Source organism: Sandaracinus amylolyticus (assembly GCF_000737325.1).
GTDB lineage: Bacteria > Myxococcota_A > Polyangia > Polyangiales > Sandaracinaceae > Sandaracinus > Sandaracinus amylolyticus.
In genome coordinates this window covers 9,718,702-9,742,103 of the sequence record NZ_CP011125.1, presented here as the reverse complement: position 1 = coordinate 9,742,103, position 23,402 = coordinate 9,718,702, and the positions used below count along the sequence as shown (strand labels likewise).

General features: G+C 71.7%; 19 protein-coding genes. 10 read left to right on the top strand and 9 right to left on the bottom strand.

Annotation, left to right across the window (positions count from 1 at the left end):
• Positions 1–40: 40 nt before the first annotated feature.
• Positions 41–1,471 (top strand): xanthine dehydrogenase small subunit, encoded by a 1,431-nt coding sequence (locus tag DB32_RS41185; protein WP_053238139.1) that lies wholly within the window; start codon positions 41–43, stop codon positions 1,469–1,471.
• The gene (locus DB32_RS41180; protein WP_053238138.1) at positions 1,468–1,938 is read left to right on the top strand and encodes a GNAT family N-acetyltransferase; all 471 of its coding nucleotides are present in this window, start codon (positions 1,468–1,470) and stop codon (positions 1,936–1,938) included. Before DB32_RS41185 ends, DB32_RS41180 begins: the two co-directional genes overlap by 4 nt.
• A 7-nt stretch (positions 1,939–1,945) precedes the next feature.
• Here the strand turns inward: DB32_RS41180 and DB32_RS47725 are convergent, their stop codons facing one another.
• Both DB32_RS47725 and DB32_RS41170 read right to left on the bottom strand, forming a co-directional pair.
• A complete protein-coding gene (locus DB32_RS47725) occupies positions 1,946–2,593 on the bottom strand; it encodes a hypothetical protein (RefSeq protein ID WP_053238137.1) in 648 nt (215 codons plus the stop codon).
• Entirely contained in the window at positions 2,590–3,051 is a 462-nt protein-coding gene (locus DB32_RS41170; protein WP_053238136.1) for a hypothetical protein, read from the bottom strand. The genes DB32_RS47725 and DB32_RS41170 overlap by 4 nt, the downstream gene beginning before the upstream one ends.
• Before the next feature lie 555 nt (positions 3,052–3,606).
• On the opposite strand from DB32_RS41170, the gene ltrA reads away from it, so the two are divergent.
• The 4 genes from ltrA to DB32_RS49290 all read left to right on the top strand — a co-directional run bounded on the left by ltrA (position 3,607) and on the right by DB32_RS49290 (position 11,681).
• On the top strand, positions 3,607–5,058 hold the full coding sequence (ltrA, locus tag DB32_RS41165; protein ID WP_205627126.1) for a group II intron reverse transcriptase/maturase: 1,452 nt from the start codon (positions 3,607–3,609) through the stop codon (positions 5,056–5,058).
• A 114-nt stretch (positions 5,059–5,172) separates the two neighbouring features.
• The gene (gene xdhB, locus DB32_RS41160; protein ID WP_053238135.1) at positions 5,173–7,578 is read left to right on the top strand and encodes a xanthine dehydrogenase molybdopterin binding subunit; all 2,406 of its coding nucleotides are present in this window, start codon (positions 5,173–5,175) and stop codon (positions 7,576–7,578) included.
• 12 nt (positions 7,579–7,590) lie between these two features.
• Complete coding sequence (locus tag DB32_RS41155; protein ID WP_053238134.1) at positions 7,591–8,583, top strand: ATP-binding protein; 993 nt, start codon at positions 7,591–7,593, stop codon at positions 8,581–8,583.
• A 131-nt stretch (positions 8,584–8,714) separates the two neighbouring features.
• Entirely contained in the window at positions 8,715–11,681 is a 2,967-nt protein-coding gene (locus DB32_RS49290) for a DUF1254 domain-containing protein (protein ID WP_205627125.1), read from the top strand.
• 7 nt (positions 11,682–11,688) lie between these two features.
• On the opposite strand, the gene DB32_RS41145 is transcribed toward DB32_RS49290, so the two are convergent.
• The 6 genes from DB32_RS41145 to DB32_RS41120 form a co-directional block, all read right to left on the bottom strand.
• On the bottom strand, positions 11,689–12,144 hold the full coding sequence (locus DB32_RS41145; RefSeq protein WP_157070287.1) for a hypothetical protein: 456 nt from the start codon (positions 12,142–12,144) through the stop codon (positions 11,689–11,691).
• 96 nt (positions 12,145–12,240) lie between these two features.
• On the bottom strand, positions 12,241–14,154 hold the full coding sequence (locus tag DB32_RS41140; RefSeq protein ID WP_053238132.1) for a hypothetical protein: 1,914 nt from the start codon (positions 14,152–14,154) through the stop codon (positions 12,241–12,243).
• 14 nt (positions 14,155–14,168) lie between these two features.
• The gene (locus DB32_RS41135) at positions 14,169–15,014 is read right to left on the bottom strand and encodes an XdhC family protein (protein WP_053238131.1); all 846 of its coding nucleotides are present in this window, start codon (positions 15,012–15,014) and stop codon (positions 14,169–14,171) included.
• A gap of 10 nt (positions 15,015–15,024) precedes the next feature.
• Positions 15,025–15,786, bottom strand: a complete 762-nt coding sequence (locus DB32_RS41130; RefSeq protein WP_053238130.1) for a hypothetical protein — start codon at positions 15,784–15,786, stop codon at positions 15,025–15,027.
• A gap of 142 nt (positions 15,787–15,928) precedes the next feature.
• Positions 15,929–16,369: a hypothetical protein gene (locus tag DB32_RS41125; RefSeq protein ID WP_053238129.1), complete on the bottom strand. Its 441-nt coding sequence runs from the start codon at positions 16,367–16,369 to the stop codon at positions 15,929–15,931.
• A 66-nt stretch (positions 16,370–16,435) separates the two neighbouring features.
• Complete coding sequence (locus tag DB32_RS41120; protein WP_053238128.1) at positions 16,436–17,800, bottom strand: thioredoxin domain-containing protein; 1,365 nt, start codon at positions 17,798–17,800, stop codon at positions 16,436–16,438.
• 133 nt (positions 17,801–17,933) lie between these two features.
• Here DB32_RS41120 and DB32_RS41115 point away from each other — a divergent pair, with 133 nt between their 5' ends.
• Genes DB32_RS41115 through DB32_RS41100 form a run of 4 tightly spaced genes read left to right on the top strand, consistent with a single transcriptional unit; the run spans position 17,934 to position 22,460 of the window.
• A complete protein-coding gene (locus tag DB32_RS41115) occupies positions 17,934–18,659 on the top strand; it encodes a response regulator transcription factor (protein WP_075098159.1) in 726 nt (241 codons plus the stop codon).
• The gene (locus tag DB32_RS41110) at positions 18,656–20,527 is read left to right on the top strand and encodes a sensor histidine kinase (RefSeq protein ID WP_053238126.1); all 1,872 of its coding nucleotides are present in this window, start codon (positions 18,656–18,658) and stop codon (positions 20,525–20,527) included. Before DB32_RS41115 ends, DB32_RS41110 begins: the two co-directional genes overlap by 4 nt.
• Complete coding sequence (locus DB32_RS41105) at positions 20,524–21,300, top strand: phosphodiester glycosidase family protein (protein ID WP_053238125.1); 777 nt, start codon at positions 20,524–20,526, stop codon at positions 21,298–21,300. The genes DB32_RS41110 and DB32_RS41105 overlap by 4 nt, the downstream gene beginning before the upstream one ends.
• Positions 21,297–22,460, top strand: coding sequence for a GDSL-type esterase/lipase family protein (locus tag DB32_RS41100; RefSeq protein ID WP_053238124.1), 1,164 nt, complete (start codon positions 21,297–21,299; stop codon positions 22,458–22,460). Before DB32_RS41105 ends, DB32_RS41100 begins: the two co-directional genes overlap by 4 nt.
• Here DB32_RS41100 and DB32_RS41095 read toward each other — a convergent pair.
• Complete coding sequence (locus DB32_RS41095) at positions 22,412–23,371, bottom strand: Rieske 2Fe-2S domain-containing protein (RefSeq protein ID WP_053238123.1); 960 nt, start codon at positions 23,369–23,371, stop codon at positions 22,412–22,414. The genes DB32_RS41100 and DB32_RS41095 overlap by 49 nt on opposite strands.
• Between the last annotated feature and the right edge of the window lie 31 nt (positions 23,372–23,402).

The window sequence follows — 23,402 nt, the reverse complement described above, 5'->3', positions numbered from 1 at the left end:
ATGACCGACACGCGGCGTCTCGCGCTACCATCGCGCGACGATGGCGATCTCGGAGGCGATCCGGTTCCGGCTGAATGGGCGTGAGGTCGAGGCGCGCGGGGTCGATCCCAACACGACGCTCTTGCACTGGCTGCGCGCGAGCGGGCTCACCGGCAGCAAGGAAGGCTGCGCCGAGGGCGAGTGCGGCGCGTGCGCGGTCGCGCTCGTCGAGACCGGCCCCGATGGCCGCACCCGCTACGAGGCGATCAACTCCTGTCTCTTCCTCGTCGCGCAGGCGCAGGGACGCGAGATCGTCAGCGTCGAAGGCGTCGCGCCGAGCGAGCGCGCGCTGCACCCCGTGCAAGAGGCGATGGCCAGGGGCGGCGGCTCGCAGTGCGGGTACTGCACGCCGGGCTTCGTGGTCTCGCTGTTCGCCGAGTACTACCGCGGTGAAGAAGGTCCGCTCGACGAGGAGTCGTTCGCGGGGAACCTCTGCCGCTGCACCGGTTACCGTCCGATTCGCGATGCCGCGCACGAGCTCGCGACCATCCGCCGCACGCGCAGCGAGGCCGACGACGCACATCGTGAGCGGCTCGCAGCGCCCGCGCCGGAGTCGAAGTCGTTCGCCTACGCCGCGTCGACGCGTCGGTTTCATCGACCGACGACGCTCGCCGAGGCGACCGCGCTGCTCGCGCACGAGCCCGAGCTCACGATCGTCGCGGGCGGCACCGACGTGGTGGTCGACATCAACCAGCGCCACGTGCGTCACGCCGCGATCGTGTCGCTCGATCGCGTCGCCGAGCTGCGCGGTGTGCGCATCGGCGAGAGCGCGATCGAGATCGGCGCCGGCGAGCCCCTCGCGCGCCTCGAAGAGCGACTGCACGGCACGATCGCGATGTTCGACCAGCTCCTGCCGCTCTTCTCGTCGCGGCTCATCCGCACGCGCGCGACGCTCGGCGGGAACCTCGTCACCGCTTCGCCGATCGGCGACTCGCCGCCGGTGCTGCTCGCGCTCGGCGCCGAGGTGGTGATCGCGGGGCCCAACGACGACCGCGCCGTCGCGATCGACGAGTTCTTCGCGGGATATCGCAAGACCGCGCTCGCGAAGGGCGAGCTCGTGCGCGCGGTGCGCATCCCGCGCCCGCTGCCGGGCATCCAGCGCTTCTACAAGGTCAGCAAGCGGCGCATGGACGACATCTCGACGGTCGCGGGCGCGTTCGCGATCGACGTCGACGCGCGCGGTGTGGTGACCAGCGCGCGGCTCGCGTTCGGCGGCGTCGCGGCGACGCCGATCCGCGCACGTCGCGCCGAAGCAGCGCTGATCGGCAAGCCGTTCGGGCACGCGGCGATCGGCTCGGCGGTGGTCGCGGCGCGCGGCGAGCTCGCGCCGATCGACGATCATCGCGGCAGCGCGAAGTACCGCCGCGCGATGATCGGCGCGCTGCTCGAGAAGCTCGTCGCCGACGAGTCGGAGACGGTCGCGACGCGATGATCGTCCCGTTCGAGCCCGCGCACGCGCAGGGCGTGATCGCGCTCGTGGTGCCGATCCAGCGCGACGAGTTCTCGGTGCCGATCACCGCGGAAGAGCAGCCGGATCTGCTCGATCCGGTGCGCTTCTTCCGGCGCGGCGCGGGCGACTTCTGGGTCGCGCTGGAGCGTGATCGTGTGATCGGCACGGTGGGCCTGCTCGACGTCGAGGGGCTCGGCGTGCTGCGCAAGATGTTCGTCGCGAAGGAGCATCGCGGAAGCGGGCTCGCTGCGCGCTTGCTCGAGGTCGCGATCGAGCGCGCCGTCGAGGAGCGGCTCGAGTCGATCGTGCTCGGCACCGTGGACGTGCTGAAGGGCGCCCACCGCTTCTACGAGAAGCACGGGTTCACGCGCATCGACGAGCGCGATCTGCCCGCGCGCTTCCCGCGCGTCGCGGTGGACACCGTGTTCTACGAGCGGCGCCTCGGCTGAGCGCGCGTCACTGGTTCGCGAGCGAGGCCCCGAGCGCCGCGAAGATCGCTGCGCCCATCGTCATGACCAGCACGAACCCGCAGCAGCAGAGCACGATGCCGAGCACCCAGAGCACCGCCTTCACGAGGAAGTACACGCGGAGCTTGCCGAGCCCGTCCGCGAGCAGCTGCTGATCCTGTCCGTCGCTCGTCGTGATCTTCTCGAAGGCGCTCGCCGCCATGAAGAGCAGCACGGCGAGCAGCGCCTGCACGCCGAGCCCGATCACGCCGACGCACACGTTCGCGCCGATCGGCATCTGCCGGTAGAGCCCGACACCGATCGAGCCGACCATGCTGAAGAGCGATCCGAGGATCGCGAGGCCGCCCGCGATCTTCATGAAGAGCGCGGTCTGCTGGATGTTCTTCTCGTCCTCGGGCGTGAACGGGATGCGCGTCAGGGGCGCGTCACCACCGCCGCCGTAACCACCGCCGCCGGGCGGCGGCGTGCCACCCCCGGGCGGCCCGAACCCACCGCCACCGCCGGGCGGTCCGAACCCGCCGCCGCCACCGCCGGGCGGTCCGAAGCCACCACCGCCCTGCGGAGGCCCGAAGCCACCACCGCCCTGCGGAGGCCCGAAGCCGCCGCCGCCTCCGCCCCACTGCTGCGGCGGGCTCACAGGCCACCTCCCATCGCGCCCGGCATCATCGGCGTCGCAGGGCCGAACGCCTGCGTGAGGAACCCGCCGCACTGCATGCCCATGATCACGAAGAAGAGCACCGCCTCGAGCAGGAAGAAGAGCCGCAGCCGCGCGAACGCCGTCGCGAGCAGCGCCTGATCCTGGGTGTCGGTCGTGACGACCTGCTCGAGCGAGCGCCGCACCTGCACCAGCAGCGCGCCCTGTCCGATCATCCCCGCGCCGTAGACCAGGATCATCAGCGCGGTGATGCCCGCGCCGACCGCGGCCATCGGGTGGAACTGCGCTTGCGCCGGGACGCCCGCGAAGCTGAGGCAGCCTCCGAGCACGCCGAACGCGCCGAAGACGAAGTTCACGACGAGCAGGAACAACATCGTGCCGACGAGCGTGCGAATCGCGCTCTCGTCGGCGGGCGTGAACGGGATCCGCGCGGCCGTCATCTCCCCCTCCGGTCTCGCGCGACGATACACCAGCTCTCGCTGCGTTCGCGCTACCATCGCTCGATGGTGCGTCGTGACGCAGACGAAGGTCGAGCCGTAGGGCCGACGTCTGCGCGCTGCGCTTCTCCTGCGGGTGAGAGTCCCGCCTCGGTAGGCACCGGAGCGGCGAGTAGCAGGCCCCGGGCGTCGGGAGAGATCCCGTCGTCCCGAGCGGGGCGTCGAAAGCCCGTCAGGCAGCGAGAGCTGTGCAGCGGGGAGCAAGATCGCGGGCCGCAACATGAAGTGAAGCCTGCAGCCTCGTCAGATGAACAATCCGAGAGCCGAGCCGCTCATTTCACGGCGAAGGCCACGCTCGAAGCGTCTGTTCCGGAGCGCGCATCGAGTCTCGGCGGGGTATGGGGCGCAGCACGCGATCACGGAGAAGCGCGGAACACGAGAGGCCCGTCTGCGCAGCCCTCGTCGGGGCGAAGCGCGCCGTATAAGCCGAAGGCGAAATCGGCCGCCGCGCAGCGGGAGTCCGAGGGGATCGTAGTACCGCACGGCATCGCCACGGCGATGTCGACGAACGTCGTGCAGAACAACGCGACGGGAGGGAAGGGTCCCTGGGGCAGTCACGTCGAGGAAGCAGGTAAGCGCGAGGGAATGGCCGGCAGGACCGGACCTAACGACCCCGGCGGCCGTAGGCCGCGCGAAGAAGTGCGACAACTGCAGAGGCGACTGTGGGTCGCGGCCAAGCGAGCACCTGGAAGACGTTTCCACGCTCTTTATGACCACATCTGGAGGAGTGACGTCCTTCGGGAAGCGTGGAAGCGAGTCGAGGCGAACAAGGGCGCGGCGGGCGTCGATGGCCAGACGATCGCCGAGGTGAAGCAGTACGGAGTCGAGCGCTTCCTCGAAGAGCTCGGCGACGCACTGCGGAGCAAGACGTACCGGCCCGAGGTGGTGCTGCGCCGGTACATCCCGAAGGCAGATGGAAGGAAGCGGCCGCTGGGGATTCCGACGGTCCGGGATCGAGTGGTCCAGATGGCGGCGAAGCTGGTGCTGGAGCCGATCTTCGAGGCGGACTTTCTTCCGTGCTCGTGGGGCTTCCGGCCGAAGCGGGGCGCGCTGGGTGCGCTGGAGACGCTGAGGAAGCTCGGCGCGAAGGGGCATCACCACGTGCTCGACGCCGACATCCGCGACTACTTCGGGAGCATCGATCACGACAAGCTGATGAAGCTCGTCGCTCGACGCATCTCGGATCGGCGGATGCTCAAGCTGGTGCGGCAGTGGCTCGAAGCGGGGGTGATGGACGGGGGCGTCGTGACTCGCAACATCGCGGGAACGCCGCAGGGCGGAGTCATCTCTCCGCTGCTCTCGAACATCTACCTGCACGTGCTCGACGTGACGTGGATGCGCAGGAGCGCCCCGCCCGGGACGCTGGTGCGCTACGCGGACGACTTCGTCGTGATGTGCAAGACGAAGCGCGAGTGCGAAGAGGCAGAGAGGCGCATTCGAGTCATCCTCGGGCGCCTCGGTCTCGAGCTGCATCCGGACAAGACGAGGCGAGTCGAGCTCTACGATGGCAAGCAGGGCTTCGATTTTCTCGGACATCACCTGCACAAACGCATGAGCGGAGCGCTGTGGGAGAAGAAAGGCAGACGCCTGTACTTCCTGCATCGCTGGCCGTCCGCGCGCGCGATGAAGCGGGTGAGACAGCGCGTGAAGGAGCTGACCCCGAGGAGGCGGTGCCACGCGGATCTCCGCGAGGTGATCGCCGATCTCAACCCCGTGCTGCGGGGCTGGGGCAACTACTTCCGCACCGGAAATGCCGCCAAGAAATTCAACCAACTCGACAGCTACGTCTGGCGTCGGCTGCGGGACCTGCGCGTGGAGCGCAAGGGCCGGCATCTGAAGCCGGGGGAGTCGAGCAGGTGGACGCGCGAGTACTTCTGGAGCCTCGGACTTCATCGCCTGCGAGGGACCGTGCAGTACCCCGAGCGAGCCTTCTTCCGGGAGGTCGCGTAATGCAGCGACTCGAGAGACTGCCCGTAAGCCGTGTGCGGGAAATCCGCACGCACGGTTTGAACGGGGGTCTTGACCAACCGCCGGCGCAGGCCGGTAGCAGGTAAGGATCTACCAATGAACGAGCCTCGCTCGACCCCGAAGCACTTTGCGCCTCCTGGCGCGCGCGCGGTGGGCGCATCGATCCCGCACGAGAGCGCGACCGCGCACGTCACCGGCGCTGCGCTCTACACCGACGATCTCGCGACGCGACTGCCCGGCGTGCTGCACGCATGGCCCGTGATGGCGCCGCACGCGCACGCATGGCTCGAGCGCCTCGACGTCGCGCCCGCGTACCACGTGAGCGGCGTGGTGAAGGTGCTGACCGCGGCCGACGTGCCCGGCGAGAACGACACCGGCGCGAACCGCCGCGACGAGCCGCTGTTTCCGCGCCCCGCGACGAGCGACGGCGATGCGCGTCCCGAGATCCTCTTCCACGGCATGCCCGTCGCGTGGGTGCTCGCGGAGAGCGAAGAGGCCGCGAAGCTCGGCGCGGCGCGGGTGATCGCGGAGTACACGCCGCGCGCCGCGATCCTCACGATCGAGCAGGCGATCGACGCGGGCGCGTTCCACACCGACGAAGAGCGCATCGTGCGCGGCGAGGTCGACGCGGCGCTCGCGGCCTCGAAGATCGTGATCGACGGCGAGCTCTACGTCGGCGGTCAGGAGCAGTTCTATCTCGAGACCCAGGCGTCGATCGCGTACGTCGACGAGTCGGGCACGATGATGGTGCACTCGAGCACGCAGCATCCGACGGAGACGCAGGACGTCGTCGCGCGCGTGCTCGGCGTGCCGGCGGGCGACGTGGTCGTGCAGCAGCTGCGCATGGGCGGCGGCTTCGGCGGCAAGGAGACGCAGGCGAACCCGTTCGCGTCCGTCGCCGCGATCGGCGCGGTCGTGACGAAGCGCCCGGTGCGGGTGCGCCTCGATCGCGCGCGCGACGTCGTGCTGACCGGAAAGCGCCATCCGTTCCTCGGTCGTTATCGCGTGGGGTGCGACGCCGACGGGACGCTGCGCGCGCTGCGACTCGCGCTCTGGAGCGACGGTGGGTGGTCGCTCGATCTGAGCTTCCCGGTGCTCGGTCGCGCGCTCTTCCACTCGGACAACGCGTACTACGTGCCGGCGATGGCGGTGACGGGACGCGTCTGCAAGACGCACAAGGCGTCGAACACGGCGTTCCGCGGGTTCGGCGGCCCGCAGGGCATGGTGATGATCGAGGAAGTGCTCGACCGCGTGGCGCGCGCGGTGGGCCTTCCCGCCGACGTGGTGCGCGAGAAGAACCTCTATCGCGAGGGGCACGAGACGCACTACGGACAGCGCGTCGAGGACGCGGACCGACTGGCACGCATCTGGGGCGAGCTGAAGTCGGATGCGCAGTGGGACTCGCGACGTCGTGAGATCGATGCATTCAACGCATCGAGTCAGAGCGTCAAACGCGGACTGGCGATCACGCCGGTGAAGTTCGGAATCTCGTTCACCGCCAAGTGGTACAACCAGGCCGGCGCGCTGGTGCACGTCTACAAGGACGGCAGCGTCCAGATCAACCACGGCGGCACCGAGATGGGCCAGGGCCTGCACACGAAGATGCTGCAGGTCGCGGCGGACGCGCTGGGCCTCCCGATCGCGTGCATCCGCATCATGCCGACGCGCACCGACAAGGTGCCGAACACCAGCGCGACCGCGGCGTCGAGCGGCAGTGATCTCAACGGCGCAGCGGTGAAGAACGCGTGCGACGTGCTGCGCGCGCGGGTGTGCGAGGTCGCGGCGTCGATGCTCGGATGCACCAGCGACGCGGTGACGATCGAGGGCGGCGTGGTGCGCGGCGACGGGCGTGAGCTGCCGTGGGCCGAGGTGATCGACCGCGCCTATCACGAGCGCGTGCAGCTGAGCGCGACGGGCTTCTACAAGACGCCGGAGATCCACTGGGATCGCGAGAAGGGCCGCGGCCGACCGTTCTATTATTTCGCGTACGGCGCGGCGATCACCGAGGTCGAGGTCGACGCGTTCACCGGGATGTACGCGATTCGCCGCGTCGACATCCTGCACGACGTGGGCGACTCGCTCTCTCCGATGATCGACGTCGGCCAGGTCGAGGGCGGGTTCGCGCAGGGCGCGGGGTGGCTCACCCAGGAAGAGCTGGTGTGGGACGACAAGGGCGCGCTGAGGACGCCGAACGCGAGCACGTACAAGCTGCCGAGCCTCGGCGAGTGTCCGCCGGTGTTCCGCACGAAGCTGCTCGAGCGCGCGCGCCAGGAGGGCGTGGTCGGCGGGAGCAAGGCAGTCGGCGAGCCGCCGCTGATGCTCGCGATCAGCGTGCGTGAAGCGCTGCGCGACGCCGTCGCGGCGTGCGCGGCGACGGGTCGCCGCGGCGCGGTCGCGCTCGCGTCGCCGGCGACGGCGGAGCAGGTGTTCTGGGCGATCCAGACGCTGCGCGAAGAGGGCCGGGCGACGATGCCCGAGCCGATCGTCGGCGTGCGCAGCTGAGCCGGTCGACTGGTGAGCGCGATCGAGGCGATTCGGAAGCGGCCGGGGATGTACGTCGGCGACGTGCACGACGGGTCCGGGCTCTTGCAGGTGCTGTGGGAGGTCGTCGCGAACGCGATCGACGAGCACCTCGCGGGACACGCCTCGCGCGTGCGGGTGACGATCGAGAGCGACGACTCGTTCGTGGTGGAGGACGACGGGCGCGGCATCGCGCCCGACGTCGCGATACGCGCGCTGACCGAGCTGCACGACACGAACACGCTCGACGGACATCACCCGCACGTGCACATCGGGCTGCACGGCGTCGGGCTCGTGGTGGTGAACGCGCTGAGCGAATCACTCGTCATCGAAAGCCGGCGCGGAGGGCGCATCCACCGCGCGCGCTTCGCGCGTGGCGTGTGCGTCGAGCCGATGCACGACGACGGCGCGTCCGACATGCGCGGCACGCGCATCTCGTTCCGGCCGGATCCCGAGATCTTCAGCTGGACACGCGTCGATCTGACGCGCGCGCAGTCGCGCATCGACGAGCTCGGCGCGTTCCTCGAACGGCTCTCGATCGAGCTCGTGATCGCGGAGCGTCGGATGCGCCCTCCCGTCGGCATCGCCGCGCTGCTCCGTGATCCACGTGGGCTGCACGCACCGGTGCTGCATCGCGCGACGATCGGCGACATCGGCGTCGAGCTCGCGGTCGTGCTCCACGACCGGCCCTGGGGCAGCGTGCGCACGTTCGTGAACACGATGGAGACGCGCGACGGCGGCGTGCATCTCGTCGCGTTCTGGTCCGCGTTGCGGATGTTCTTCGCGGAGGCGAGCGAGCCCGAGCGCTTCGCCCACGCGGTCGTGCATGTTTCGTCGGCCGATCCGGCCTACGGCGCGCCGATGCGCGACGAGCTCGTCGATCCGCGTGCGAGACGACCGGTCGTCGACGCGACGCTCGAGCTGCTGCGCTCGCTCGCCGACGCGCACCCCGACGCCGTCGCGCGCGTTCGAGAGCTCGCGAAGTAGCCGAGCTCCGTCGCTGAGCGCTGCGGCGCGTCGTCACCTCGATCGCGTGGCGGTGCGCCCTCGGGCTTCGACGTGCCGCTCTCGATCGGCGCGCGTTGCGCCTGGGCGTGCGGTTTGCTCGTCAGGCGCGCATGGATCCGCACACCGCGCGACCCGAGCTCGAGCACGAGTATCCGACGTCCGACGGCGCACGGAGCGTCTACGACGATCAGGATCTGCAGCGTGCGGTGCAGGCCTATCGCTTCTTCTATCCGACCGTCTCGATGGAGGCGATTTTCCACGGAAATCGCCAGGCCGGCGTGGAGGACGGCAAGGCGATCATGATGCTCGCCGCGGGCCCTCGGCACGTCGGGTTCACCGTCAACTCCGACACTCCGTACGCGGCTTGTGTGCTCGATCTCCAGTCGATGGGGCCCACCGTCATCGACCTCCCGCCCGGGCCCTACGTCGGAATGGTCGACGATCACGATCACCGCTGGATCGGCGACATCGGCATTCCCGGGCCCGATCGCGGCGAAGGAGGTCGCTATCTCCTGCTCCCGCTCGACTACGCAGGTGAGATCCCCCGCGATCACCTCGTCGCGCGATCACCCACGCGCAGAGCGCTCCTCGGGCTCCGCGCGATCCCCGGCGAGAGCGGGACCGAGGGCGCGATGGAAGCGCTCCGCCGCGTGAAGATCCATCCGTACGCGCGGCCCGACGCACCGCTCGGCGTGATCGACGTGTCGGATCGCGACATCGACACGTCTCCGCTGCGCTGGGAGAACGAGCTCGAGTACTGGCGGAGGCTGCACGCGGTGCTCGAGCAGGAGCCGCCGCGCGAAGAGTTCCGACCGATGTACGGGCTGCTCGCCGCGCTCGGCATCGAGCGCGGGCGACCGTTCGCGCCCGATCGACGCATGAAGCGCATCCTCGAGCTCGCGACCGAGGTCGGGCTCGATCAGATGCGCGTCGAGGGATTCGCGGCGGGGCGCCCCGATCTCCTCGTGTGGCCCGATCGCCGCTGGGAGTGGATCGGCCTGACCGCGGATCCCGACTTCGAGTCGGGCAGCCACCTCGATCTGCAGGCGCGCGATCGCTGGTTCGTGCAGGCGATCGGCGCCTCGCCCGCGATGTTCCGGCGCGCGCCGGGCGGCGGATCGATCTACTTCCTCGGCGCGCGCGACGACTCGGGCGAGTACCTCGACGGCGGCCACACCTACGAGCTGCGCGTGCCGCTGCCGGTGCCGGCGCAGCTCTTCTGGTCGGTCACCGCGTACGACTCGAAGACACGCTCGCAGGTCCGCGCGCCGCAGGATCGAGCAGTGCTGAGCTCGCTCCAACGGACGTTCGAGCCCGGGCCCGACGGCTTCGCACGCCTCCACTTCGGTCCGACCGCACCGCCCGGCGGTGAGCGCGCGTGGATCCAGACCACGCCGGACACCGGCTTCTTCCTCTACATGCGCATCTACGGCCCCGAGCCCGCCGCGTTCGACGGCTCGTGGAAGCCGGGCGATCCGACGCGCATCGATCGCGCCCCGGCGCGCGCGCGCACGATCTCGCCTGCGACGCTGCGCTCGATCTCGACGCCCGACTCCATCGAGAGCGCGATCGGCACGCTCCGCTTCCACGACGGAATCCCGAGGACCGAGACGGCCGCGCGTCTCTACGATCATCTCGACTCCGTGCATGCTCAGAATGCCTATCTGAATGGCCTCCAGGCGGTCTCGACGTACGCAATCCGACAGGGCCTCTTCGACGTCGGCGTGCGCGACAACGACGTCCTCGTCTTCTCGCGACTGATGGATTCGCAGTCGCTCTTCCTCACCGCGAATTGCGACACCGTCTATTTCATCTCGATGCTCGACGTGAGCGCGGGGCCGCTCGTCCTCGAGCTCCCGGCGCGGACGCTCGGCGTGATCGACGACATGTGGTTCCGCTGGGTCGGCGACGTCGGCACGTCGGGGCCCGATCGCGGCGAAGGCGGGCGATATCTGATCGTGCCCGAGCGCTACGCGGGCCCGCTGCCCGAGGGCGGCTTCTACGTGCTCCGCTCGAAGACCGATCATCTGCTCTTGCTCGGCCGCGCGTTCCTCGAGGACGACGATCCCGCGCCCGCAGCGGCGCGCATCCGGCGCGATCTGAAGATCCAGCCCTACGTCGCCGGCACGATCGGCAGCAGCATCGGCGCGTACCTGCGCAGCGAGGGACCGCTCGGCGCGCTCGCCGCGCCCGCGCGTCCGACGCGCTTCGTCGAGGGCACGGGGCTCGTGATGAGCACGATCCCGCCCAACGACGAGTCGTTCTTCGAGATGCTCGATGCCGTCGTGCAGCTCGAGCCCGCGGAGGCGCTCGATCCCGAGATCGCCGGCCACGCGGCGGCGATCGGGATCGTGAAGGGCCGCCGGTTCCGTCCCGACAAGCGACTGCAGCGCATCCTGAGCGAGGCGATCGTCATCGCGAACGCGACCGCGCGCACCATCGCGGTGCGGCCGCGCGCCAGCGAGGGATTCGGGTACTACGGCGAGGGCTCCGCGTGGTCGAATCCGCTCTTCGTCGGTGGATACGAGTTCCTCCGCCCGCCGCCGCGCATCACGAGCGACGGAGTCGAGCAGCTCCCGAGCTCCGGCGCGCGCGCGCTCGCCTCGCGCACGCAGATGTTCTATCTCGCGACCGGCATCACGCCGGCGATGTGCATGCGGCTCGAGAACGTCGGCTCGCAGTACCTCGGCGCGTTCTACGACGCCGACGGTGACCCGTTCGACGGCGCGAGCACGTACGAGCTCACGCTGCCGCCCGGGATCCCCGCCGGGCTCTTCTGGTCGCTCACGCTCTACGACAACCAGACGCGCTCGATGCTGCAGACGCCGCAGCGATTCCCGCGCGCCGGGAGTCAGGCGTATCCGACGCCCGCCGCGGTCGCGCGCGAGGACGGATCGATCACCGTCTTCTTCGCGCCCGAGCGACCGCACGGCGTGCCCGAGGGCAACTGGATCCAGACCGTGCCGGGCAAGGGCTGGTTCGTGCTGCTCCGGCTCTACAGCCCGCTGCGCGCGTTCTTCGACAAGACGTGGCGCCCCGGCGAGATCCGGCACACCACGCCGCGCGTCAGCGCGTGAGCGCGGATCACACGGCGCTGCGCACGACGCGCGTGAGCCAGAGCGACGTCTGCGCGTCGGGATCCCAGGGCCCGAAGCACTCGACGTCGTACGTGCCCTCGGCGAGCGCGAACTGGATCACGCCGCCGTGCTCCTCGAGGATCTTCGGCTGGAGCGCGGGGTCCTTCAGCGCCTTGCCGCTCAGCGATCCATCGAAGAGCGTGTAGTTGCCGCCGGTCGCGCGGAACTTCCGCGGCAGCACGTGCCACCCGCTGACGGGCAGCATCTCGAGGTGTCCGTCGAGCGAGCGATCACCCTCGCAGTAGACCGCGGTGACGAGCAGCACGCCGCCGAGCTCGAGCGGGACGACCGTCGTGAGCTCGGGATCGCGCAGCACGATCACCTGGCTGCCCGCGAACTCACCGATCGCTGCGAACTGCGGCATCCGCTGCGTCGCGACGTCGCCTCCGGGCCAGCGATCCACGTCCGATTCGCGCAGCACCACGGGGGGTCGACCCTGGATCCAGTCGTACATCCGAGCTCGGGCCCATTCTCGCCCGAATCGCGTTGCGCTGGAAGATCACTCCGCAGGCGCACACGCCGGATCACCGAACGGCGCGGTCCGATCGACGTCGACGATGCAGCGGTAGTGCGGGCACGCACCTTCGCACCACACGCGGCCGTCGGGGGTCTCGACCGCGCCGCTCCCGTCGGCGCCGATCGACACGATCGCGACCTCCTCGTCGATCGCGCGCGGCGCGACCAGGGCGTCGCCCTCCGGCGTGCGCGACACGTGCACGGCGTCGCTGCGGCGGTGTCCGAACGACGCGCGCGGAGATCCCACGCCGAGCTCGCGCCGCGCGCCCGTCTCGGGATCGACGAGCACCCAGCGCGGGCCGACGACGATCCCCGCGACGCGGGTCGCGACCACGATGCCGCGCGCGTCCCACCCGAGCGCGTCCTGGGTCTCCGCGAGGCTTCGCTCGCTCGGATGAAGCGCGAGCACCGCGAGCGTGCGCGCGTCGAGCACGTACACGCCTTCCCAGTCGTCGTTCCACGGCCCGACGATCACCGCGAGGCGCGCTCCGTCGGGCGACGGAGTCGCGCGCGAGATGCGGCTGTACGCGTCGGGCGGCGTGAAGTCCGCGATCACCGCGCCGCGCTCGGGCTCGACGAGCTGGATGCCGTCGTGGGGATCGGACAGCAGCCAGTGATCACCGCGCCACTCCGCGTACTGCCAGATCCCCGTGAACGTCCGCGCGCGCGATCGCGTCCAGCCGCGCGTGCTCGAGACGAACGCGGCGCGCCGCCCGTTCACGTCGCGGATCACGAGCAGTCGATCGCCCGGCGCGGCGAACACCTGCCAGCCCGGTGGATACTCGCCGTTGGGCCCGCTCGGCAGCGTGATCGGGGCCAGCGGTGCGCCCGACTGATCGAAGCGCGCGAGCACGCCCTGCGCGTCGACCGCGCCGATCCATCCGTCGCCGATCACCGGCTCGATCGCGCGCGAGCGACCGTTCACGTCGCGATAACGCTCCACCGGCGCGTCGCTCAAGCGCACCGGCGACGTGCGCGCGGCCCAGTCGAACAGGAAGAGCCCGTGCGCGCCGTGATGCACGAGCCGTCCGTCGGGCAGCGGGATCCACGGCGCGGGCAGCTCCGCCTCGACCTCTCGGATGCCATCGAGCCCGGTCGGCGGCGCGCACTCGATCCAGTCCGCCTCGAGGGCGCGCGCGAGGTGCGCGCGGCGCGCCTCGCTCTCGGTCGCGTGCAGACCGATGCGATCGATCGCGCCCGACGCGTCGATGCAGTTGCTCCAGAACGTCTCGCGCGTCGCGAGCGTCGCGCCGTCGCGCAGCGTGTCGAGCCACGCCGGTCCGGTCGCGGAGAACGCGAGCGCTCGGTCGTAGCGCCGCGTGAGATCGCGCGACCAGAGCACGTGCGCGTGGCCTTGCACCGACAGGTCCCAGGGCGGCACGTCGAGCGCCCGCGGCTCGCCCGACGCGAGATCGAACACACGCATCCCCTCGTTGGTCTGCATCACGCAGAGCTCGGAGGTCGCGGCGACGCGCACCGCGTACGGCAGCTCGCGCGTCCAGAGCCACTCGCGCGTCCGGAGATCGAACGCACCGACCCGCGCGCGATCGAGGATCACGCACGCGCGCCAGAAGCTGGGATCGAGCTCGATGTTCGACACCGAGCCCAAGCGCTCGCTCGCCCACGTGATCCCGGTGTCGGGATCGAACACCCGCACCTCGTCGTCGATCGCCGAGACCTCGCGCCGCCCCACACCCGCGACCTCGATGCGCGAGTAGACGAACTGGCTCGCGGGCGCCTGGCGCAAGAGGCGCGGCGCGAAGCGCGGCGCGGTCGCGGGCGCTGGGCCTGGAGCAATCGCGCTCGGGCGGCTCGGGTGAGCGGCCGAGGCGCCGCACGCGGCGAGCAGGAGCGCGAGGAAGATCGAGAGACGCACGGTGCTGCGAACGACGGGCATGGGCGCGCGCGGATTCAGCGCTCGTCGTCCGAGAGCGGCTCGTCGGAGTCGAGCGCGCGTCGGATCGCGGCGTCCTCGAGCGCGCGCATGTGCGAGCCCGCTCCTTCTCCGTGCCGCAGCGCGACGAGCTCGCCCACGATGCTCACCGCGATCTCCTCGGGCGACACCGCGCCGATGCGCAGCCCGACCGGCGCGTACACGCGATCGAGCGGCGGGAGCGCGCCACGCCGCGCGCGGATGCGCCGCAGGATGCGCACGATCTTGCGGCGGCTGCCGATCACGCCGAGGTACGCGTGGGGCAGCGTCGCGTAGAGATCGAGGGCCTCTTCGTCGAGACGATGGTCGTGGGTGACGACGAGCAGCCAGTCGTGCGCGGTGGGCGCGACGCGATCGCGCGCGTCGCGCGGCTCCGCGAGCACGCGGGTGCATCCGGGAAAGCGCGCCTCGTCGTTCAGCTCCTCGCGATCATCGACGATCGTGATCGCGAACCCGACGGTGCGCGCGATCGCCGCGGTCGCCTTCGCGACGTGGCCCGCGCCGAAGATGACGAGGCGCGGCGCGCCTTCGATCGGCTCCACGAACACCTCCATCCGCCCGCCGCAGCACATGCCGAGATCGCGCCCGAGCTCGCGCGCGAGCACCCTCGGCGTTCCGTCGCGCACGCACTCGCGCAGCGCTTCGATCACCGCCTGCTCGATCGCGCCGCCGCCCACGGTGCCGACCAGCGTCCCGTCGGGGCGCAACAAGAGGCGCGCGCCGGGCTGCTGCGGGGTCGAGCCCGATGCGCGCGTCACCGTCGCGAGCGCGCCGCGACCTCCGCCGCGCAGCAGCGCGAGCAGTGCTTCGGTGACCTCGATCATCCGATCGAGATCATTCCACTTCTTGCACGTACTTCGACACCAGCACCTTCACGCCGTGCTCGCCGCCGAAGTCGATCTCGAGCTTGTCGCTCTCGGGCAGCGAGCGCAGCACGACCCCGATGCCGAAGCGCGGGTGGTGCACGCGACGTCCCGACGTCTCGCGCGTCTTGTCGGGCAGCACGAGCGTGCGCTCGAGGTGCGGCTGCCAGTCGCGCGGTCCTTCGTCGAGCGCGAGGTCGAGATCGAGATCGACCGCGGTCACGTCGACGTCCGCGCCGTCGTCGTCGTCGCTCGCGCCGGCCGAGAGGATCTCGCCCATCACGCCGTCGACGACGCGCTCGAGCCACGACGCGAGCGAGCCGCCGTCCGACTCGGTGCGGTCCTCGGGATCGAAGAGCGTGACCCGCAGCGCGAAGCCGGGATCGGGTCGGCGCGCGATGCACACGAGGTGCTTGCCGTGCACGCCGAGCACGATGCGCCCCTTGCCGAGGCCCATGTCCCAGGCGCGCTCGGAGCGCGAGCCCACGTGCGCGAGCGAGAACTGATCGAACGTGGCGGCGCGCGCCGCGAACAGCGCGAGCGCGTCGTCGGCGATGCGCGCGCGCAGGAAGTCCTCGAGCGTGTCGACCGCCTCGAGCGAGAGCGTCGGGCGCGGATCGATCGGCTTCGCCTCGCGCCCTTCGAGCGTCGCGACCCGTCCCTCGAGCGCGAGCAGCCGCGCGAGCGCGGCGCGCACTTCGGGCGCCACCTCGAGCGGCCCCGGCTCTCGCACGTCGCGCAGCGCGCGTCGCTCACTCGAAGGAGAGGTCTCTCGTCGCACGGCCGCCACTGCCCCACCCGCGTCGAATCCGGACTTCGACTTCACTGCTCGTCCTCGCTCCACGGCTCTCGCGTGCCCCCCACGCTCGCGCCGATCAGTTCGGGCGATCCCCCGCGAACACGACGCGCTCGCCCGGCTCGCCGACGAGCTCCGCGAGCTCGAGCGCCTCGCCCTTGAACTCGTACGGCACGTAGCAGTTCACGGGCTCCTCCGCCGCGTGCTCCATCGCGACCTGGATCGCGGCCGTCATCGCCTGGTCGTTCTCGTCCTCGAGCGTGACGTCGGCGACGACCGCGACGGCGCGATAGTCCTCGCGCGACTCGCGCAGCGTCTTGCGCAGGCTCTCGACGACCTGCTCGGGCTCGCGCTCGTCCTCTCCCTCCTCGTCGGGTGAGAGGTGCATGATCTCGCCGTCCTTGCGGAGCGCGAGCGCGAACGGCTCGAACTCGCCTTCTTGCTCGAGCATCTCGGCGGCCACCTCGACCGCGCCGTTCAGCAGGTCGTTGAGCTCTTCGCGCGCATCGCGGTCGGACATAGTCGGGGACCATAGCGCCCGACTTCGCGGGCGTCACGCGGGCGGCGTGGCGCTGCGCCACGCGGATCAACGCGTCTCTTCGCGGCGCTCGGCCCGCGCGCCAGCCGGCACTTCGAGGGCGTCCCAGAGGTCGTCGGCGCGCAGCCCGAGCCAGGGATCGCTCGCGGGCGTGAGGAAGAGCTCGGCGTAGACGCGCTCGTTGAGCACGGTGAGCCCGGGCGCGGTGCGCAGCAGGCCGCGCGCGCGACGATGCAGCGTCACCTCGTTGCGCGCGCCGTCGATCGCGGCGACCGAGGCCAGGCGCGCGGCGAGCGCGTCGACGTCGCGACGCCCCGTCTTGAGGCGCAGCAGCGCGAGCGTGCGCGCGTCGGGGCGCGCGTCGAGCACGTCGGCGGTCGCGGCGAGCTCCCAGCGAATGGGCGGCGGCGTGGTGACGCGCGCGACGTCGCGCGCCATGAGCCGCATCATCGGGGTCTCGATCGCGGCCTTGCCCACGGTGATCGGCATCGCGACGAGCGCGCTCGGCGCCGCGACGCGCGCCTGGTCGATGGCGCCGGGATCGGAGAGCTGGAGCGCGGCGTAGAGCGGGAGCTCGGGCGCGCTCGCGCGGCGCTCTTCCCAGCTGCGCTCGAGCTCGGCGAGCTCGGCGTCGTGCCCGTCGCGCAGGCAGGTGTCGAACGCGTCGCGCGCGAGCGGAGCGCAGCGCGTCGCGAGGGCGTGCCCGCGCTCGAGCGCGGCGGTGAATTGCGCGGGCGCGTAGAGCCCGGGGATCGCGTCGATCGGGCGGCCATCGGCGTCGAGCACGTAGTGGACGCTGTTGCCGGTGACGGTGCGCTCGATGCGACGGCCGTCGCCCATGTCGATCGTGATGACCGGCGCGGGGCGCTCGCTCGACCAGTGCAGCACGAAGCGCTCCGAGAGCACGCGCGCGACGGCCGCATTCGGATAGAGCACGGTGCGGAAGAAGCGGCTGTTCGCGCACGAGAGCTCCTCGTCGAGACGACCGAGGAGCCGCAGCGAGAGAATGGGACGCCCGGTGCGGCGCGCCTCGGCGCGCGCGGTGTCGAGGTCGGTGTGCCAGTAGAGGCCGCTCGCGTGGCCGTCGCGCTGCGCGCTCACCACGTCGATCGCGCGACGCAGCCGCTCGGTCGCGTCGTCGGGCGCGAGCGGCGGTGCGTCGCGCAGCGTGGTGATCGCCGCGGCGTGGACGCGCAGCAGCGCGGCGTGCCCCGCGGGACCGAGCGCGCGCAGCGACGCGATCGCGGGCTCTGCGACGTCGGGATCGGGATCGACCGCGCGCCGCGCGAGCGAGTCGGGATCGTCGGCGTGGTGACGCTCGCGCTCGGCGAGCGCGAGTGACGTGACGGCCGACGTCGTGGCGAGCGCGAGCAGCACGAGCGGGAGCGCGAGCGATCGGATGCGATGGGTCATCGAGGCCTCCTCGCTCCGAGCCTGGGATCGCGCGCGGCGCGCGCTCGTCAGGGTTCCGTAAGAACGGCCTTTACCGAAGACTTACGGATCGGGCGCGCGCGGTGCGCGTAGAACGTGGATGATCGGCGCAGCGATGACGACGACTCCGCGCGTGCTGGTGGTGGAGGACGAGGCGCCGATCCTCGACGGGCTGCTCGCGCTCTTTCGCGCGCAGGGCTGGGACGCGTCGGGCGTGGCCGACGGCGCGAGCGCGCTCGAGTCGCTCGCGGCCTCGCGCGTCGATCTGGTGGTGCTCGATCTGATGATCCCCGGCGTGCCCGGGCTCGAGGTGCTGCGGCGGGTGCGGGCGCGGGGCGACGACACGCCGGTGCTGGTGCTCACCGCGAAGGGCGCCGAGGAGGACGTCGTCGCGGGCATCGAGCACGGCGCCGACGACTACGTGACCAAGCCGTTCGGGATCCGCGAGCTCGTCGCGCGCGCGAAGGGTCTGCTGCGCAGGCCGCGCACGACGAGCGGCGCGCCGCGGCGCATCGCGATCGCGGGCGCGACGATCGATCTCGACGCGCTCGAGGTCCGATGGGACGCGAGCGCCGATTCTCCTGCGACGATGCGCCTGACCGCGCGCGAGGGATCGCTCCTCGAGTACCTCGCGGCGCGCGCGCATCGCGCGGTGACGCGCGAGGAGCTGCTCGTCGACGTGTGGGGCTATCGCGACGGAACGGTGCGCACCCGGACGGTCGACGTGCACGTGCAGCAGCTGCGCACGAAGCTGCGCGCGGTGCCGGGCGGCGAGGCGTGGATCGCGACCGTGCGCGGGCGCGGCTATCGCCTCGCGCTCGGAGGAGAGCTCGACGAATGAGCAGGTCGCGCGCGCGCTGGCTCGCGCTCGGCGTCGCGCTGCCGACGGTGCTGCTCGGCGTCGGGTGGCTCGCGGCGTCGGCGCGCGAGCGCGCGTCGCGGGTGCGCGAGATCGAAGGACGGCTCGAGGGTGTCGCCGCGGCGGTGCGCGGCGCGGTCGACGAAGGGCTCGAGGAGCTGCGACGTCGCGAGGACGAGCGTCCTTTTTATCTCTACAACCACTACTACAGCCCGCCCGACGTGCTCGCGATCAGCGATCCCGTCGCGGTCTCGCCGCTCGCCGCCGGGCCTCGCGACGAGCGGGTGATCGGCTGGTTCCAGGTCGATCCCGATGGGACGGTGCGCACGCCGTGGACCGCGACGCCCGACGAAGAGGGCCCGCCCGAGGCCGCGCGGGTGCGCGCGCTCGCGCGCAGCGATGCGCTCGCCGATCTGCGCGCGCTGGTGCGCGGTCGCGATGCGGGTCAGCTCGTCGCGCGCGCGCGGCCGAGCGTCGCCGAGCCGGTGCTCCTCGCGGACGCGTGGCGCGCGCTGCAGAGCGATGCGAACGCGCCGGTGACGGTCGCGCTCAACGCGGACGCGGTGTCGCTCGCGAACGAGATCCAGCAGGCCCAGGCAGGCGACGTGGGCGCGTTCGAGCGCATCTCGCGGCGCGGCCGGCAGGCGCCGGTGACCACGCGCCGCAGCGTCGCGCTCGACGAGCTCCAGCAGTCGCGCGGCGCCGCGCGTCCTCCGCCGCAGCAGCCCGTGCCGGCTCCCGTCCCCGACGGACCGCCGCTCGTGCCCACGTCGATCGAGGTCGACTACACGCCGATGCAGTGGCGCGCCGACGACGACGCGGTCGTGCTCACGCGCGTCGTCTCGCACGAGGGCGCGGCGGTGCTGCAGGGCGTGGTGCTCGATCGCGCGGCGATCGCGTCGCGCTGGGTGCCCGAGGTGATCGCGCGGGTCTCGGCGGGCGGACCGGCGCCGCGCGTGATCGAGGCCGACCGCGACGCGACGTGCGCGCTGCGGCGCCCCGCGAGCGAGACGCTGCACGGCCTCGATCTGTGCTTCGAGCACACATCGATCGCGGCGTCGATCGCCGCGCTCGACGGCGAGATGCGGTGGCAGGTCGGCGCGCTGATCGGGCTCGTGCTCGCGGTCGCGGCGGCGGCGCTGGCGATCGCGCGTGCCTCGCGGCGCGCCGAGGAGCTCGCGATGCAGCGCAGCGCGTTCGTGAGCGCGGTCAGCCACGAGCTGCGCACGCCGCTCACCACGATCCGCATGCACGCCGAGATGCTCGAGGACGATCTCGTCGACGACGCGCGCCGGCCTCGTGTGTATCGGGAGATCGCGACCGAGAGCGTGCGGCTGACGCGCCTGGTCGAGAACGTGCTCGAGATCTCGCGGCTCGAGGAAGGACGGCGCGCGCTGCGCAAGACGCGCGGCGATCTCACGGCGCAGGTGCGCGACGTGGTGTCCGCGCAGATCCCGTTCGCGTCGGCGAAGGGCTGCGTGCTCCGCGCGATCACCGGCGAGCCGATCGAGCTCTCGTTCGACGCGCAGGCGATCGAGCAGATCGTGGTGAACCTGATCGACAACGCCGTGAAGTACGCGCCCGGCGAGATCGACGTCGAGGTGCGCGGCGCCGGCGAGCGCGTCGTGATCGCGGTGCGTGATCGCGGTCCGGGGATCCCGGAGGCCGAACGATCGCGCGTCTTCGAGCGCTTCCATCGCGTCGAGCGCGCGGAGACCGCGCACAAGCCGGGCACCGGCATCGGGCTCTCGCTGGTGCGCGATCTGGCGCGCGCGCACGGCGGCGAGGCGAGCGCACACGAGCGGGAGGGCGGAGGATGCGAGCTGCGGGTCGAGCTGCCGCGATCGTGATCCTGATCGCGATCGGGATTCCGACATCGAGCGCACAGGACGAGGCGCTGGTCGTGGAGCGCGTGCGGTTGCCGCGCGCGCCCGAGGTGGACGTCGGCGATCGCATCGCGACGATCGTGCGCTTCGATCTGCGGCGCTACGCGCTGCGCTTCCTCACCGAGAGCCACGAAGGACCGCGGCGCCCTGCGCCCGCGTGGGTGCGCGATCACCGCCTCGTGGGCGCGATCAACGCGGGCATGTTCCTGCCGAGCGGGCGCAGCTGCGGCTATCTGCGCGCGCGCGGCGAGGTGCGCAGCGATCGCCGTCCCGCGCGCTTCGACGCGGTGATCGGCTTCGATCCCCGCGCCGAGCGTGCGCCCTTCGCGATCGGAGGCACGGGATGCGGCTTCGATCTCGACGGAATGACGGAGCGCTACGACAGCGTGCTCCAGGGCGTGCGCATGATGGTCGACTGCGAGGGACGACCGCAGCGCACGTGGCGTACCCGCCGCTACAGCGCGGCGCTGCTGGGCGCGGACCGCGAGGGCCGCGCGGTGATGGTCCACGTGCGCACCCCGTATCGCATGCAGGTGCTCGCCGAGATGCTCGCCGCCGACGCGCTCGGGCTGCGCGGTCTCGTGTACATGGAGGGCGGCCCCGAGGCGTCGCTGGTGATCGACGCGGGACGCACCCAGGTGCGCGAGATGGGCAGCTGGGAGGACGGATTCCACGAGGCCGACGACGTCCGTGAATTCTGGGATCTGCCGAACGTCGTGGGCGTCGAGGCGCGATGAGGCACGCGCTCGCGATCCTGCTCGTCGCGCTCTGCGCGATCTCCCTCGTCGCCTTCTGCGCGATGCCGGTGCGCTCGCAGGACGCGCCGCTCGGGGTCGCGGTCGCCATCGAAGATCCTCAGCATCGCGTGCTCCCGCGCGTGCGTGCCGCGCTCGATCGCGCGCGACGTGGCGAAGGCGTCGCGCGCCTCTCGTTCTGGGGCGCGTCGCACACCGCGTCGGATCAGTACACCGGGTTCCTGCGCGAGCGTCTGCAGCGGCGCTTCGGCGACGCGGGCGCGGGGCTGGTGATGCCGGCGGTGCCGTTCGCGCTCTACGAGCGGCGCGACGTGACGATCCACGAGAGCGCGGGGTGGCGCGGAGTGCGGGTGCGCGGCGCCGAGCGCGCGCGCGATCGCTACGGGCGCGCGGGGTTCGCGGTCGAGACGACGAGCGCGTCGTGGGCCCGGGTGCGCGCGTCGACCGTCGCGCACGCCGAGCTCTGGGCGTCGGGCGCGGGCACGGTCGAGCTCCGCGTCGACGACGCGATCGTCGCGAACGTGCCGCTCGCGCAGCGCACGACGTTCCTCGAGGCCGACGTGCCGCGCGGATCGCACGTCGTCGAGGCGCGGGCGCGCGGTGACGGACCGGTGCGCGTCTTCGGCGTCCTGCTCGAGACCGGCCGTCCCGGCGTGATCGTCGAGTCGTTCGGCGTGCCCGGCGCGCGAGCGCGCGATCAGCTGCCGTGGGACGAGGCCGAGCTGCGCGCGCAGATCGCGCGGCGTCCTCCCGATCTCGTCGCGCTCGCGTACGGCACCAACGAGACCGGCGATCGCACGCCGATGGCCGCGCTCGAGCGCGATCTGCGCGAGGTGATCGCGCGATGGCACCGCGTCGCGCCGGAGAGCGCGTGCCTCGTCATCGGCCCCTCGGACTGGATGCAGACGCGCGCGGGCGCGCTCGGTCCGCGGGCGCGCACCACCGAGGTCCGCGATCTCTATCGCCGCACCGCGCTCGCGGAGGGCTGCGGCTTCTTCGATCTGCTCGCGCTGCAAGGCGGGCCGGGCGCGATCGCGCGCTGGGTCGCCATGGGCTGGGCGCTGAACGATCACGTACACATGACCGACGAAGGTCACGCGCGCGTCGCGGAGCTGCTCGAGCGCGCGCTCGTCGCTCGCTGACGCGCCTTCGCGGCGAGGCGATCCCACGCGACGATCGCCGCATCGGCGCGCACCAGCGTGCACTCCGAGAGGTCGTTCCGCGCGCGCAGCGTGCGCAGCTGCATTCGCTCGTCGTCGGGCTGCACGAGCGTGAGCTCCGTCCAGAGCGCGAAGCGCGCGAGCAGCGCGCCGATCAGCGGCACGTCGACGAAGAAGCGCACCACGATCCAGGTGCGCGCCGCGTCGATCGGCGTGCACGCGACGAAGCCGCCGAGCCACGGCGCGAACGAGAGGAACACGATCCCGGGCAATCGCGCCTCCAGCGCGACGTCCCATCCGCGGCTCGCGCGCTCCTCGCGCATCGTGCCCTCGGCGCGCACCACACCGTCTTCCTCGCGCACCCGCCACGGATCGAGCCGCGGGCCCACGCCGCTCGAGAAGCGTCGATGTGCGAACGGGAAGTGATGCACGTCGAGCATCGCCTCCATCACGCGCGAGAGCGGCACGTCCCACGTCATCGTGCGCGTCCACGCGCGCCGATCGTGCGACGGCATCGCATCGGGCCACGGGAGCGGCGCGTCGCGCGTCGGACCGCGCCACATCCACACCAGGCCACGCTCCTCGCGCACCACGCGCGGCGCGATCTGCATGCGCGGCGGCACCCGCGCGTCCGCGCCCTCGCACGGCATCGCGACGCATCGGCCCGACGTGTCGAAGCGCAGCCCGTGGTATGCGCACTCGAGCTCGCCACGCACCACGCGCCCCTCGCCGAGATCGACGCCGCGATGCGGACACCGTGCGTCGTGTGCGTGCAGCACGCCCCGCTCGTCGCGCCACAGCACGATGCGCTCACCGAGCCGCGTCACCGAGCGCGGCGCGCGCCCCACGTCGCGCGACTCCGCGATCACCCACCAGCCCTCGATCTCGTCCATGCGTTGCTACGCTGCGCTGCGATCGACCGAG

Coding starts and splice junctions, on each gene's coding strand:
- DB32_RS41140 (WP_053238132.1), bottom strand. CDS start 14,154: ATGCCCGTCGTTCGCAGCACCGTGCGTCTCTCGATCTTCCTCGCGCTC.
- ltrA (WP_205627126.1), top strand. CDS start 3,607: ATGTCGACGAACGTCGTGCAGAACAACGCGACGGGAGGGAAGGGTCCC.
- DB32_RS41120 (WP_053238128.1), bottom strand. CDS start 17,800: ATGACCCATCGCATCCGATCGCTCGCGCTCCCGCTCGTGCTGCTCGCG.
- xdhB (WP_053238135.1), top strand. CDS start 5,173: ATGAACGAGCCTCGCTCGACCCCGAAGCACTTTGCGCCTCCTGGCGCG.
- DB32_RS41180 (WP_053238138.1), top strand. CDS start 1,468: ATGATCGTCCCGTTCGAGCCCGCGCACGCGCAGGGCGTGATCGCGCTC.
- DB32_RS41135 (WP_053238131.1), bottom strand. CDS start 15,014: ATGATCGAGGTCACCGAAGCACTGCTCGCGCTGCTGCGCGGCGGAGGT.
- DB32_RS41095 (WP_053238123.1), bottom strand. CDS start 23,371: ATGGACGAGATCGAGGGCTGGTGGGTGATCGCGGAGTCGCGCGACGTG.
- DB32_RS49290 (WP_205627125.1), top strand. CDS start 8,715: ATGGATCCGCACACCGCGCGACCCGAGCTCGAGCACGAGTATCCGACG.
- DB32_RS41115 (WP_075098159.1), top strand. CDS start 17,934: ATGACGACGACTCCGCGCGTGCTGGTGGTGGAGGACGAGGCGCCGATC.
- DB32_RS41125 (WP_053238129.1), bottom strand. CDS start 16,369: ATGTCCGACCGCGATGCGCGCGAAGAGCTCAACGACCTGCTGAACGGC.
- DB32_RS41100 (WP_053238124.1), top strand. CDS start 21,297: ATGAGGCACGCGCTCGCGATCCTGCTCGTCGCGCTCTGCGCGATCTCC.
- DB32_RS41170 (WP_053238136.1), bottom strand. CDS start 3,051: ATGACGGCCGCGCGGATCCCGTTCACGCCCGCCGACGAGAGCGCGATT.
- DB32_RS41185 (WP_053238139.1), top strand. CDS start 41: ATGGCGATCTCGGAGGCGATCCGGTTCCGGCTGAATGGGCGTGAGGTC.
- DB32_RS41110 (WP_053238126.1), top strand. CDS start 18,656: ATGAGCAGGTCGCGCGCGCGCTGGCTCGCGCTCGGCGTCGCGCTGCCG.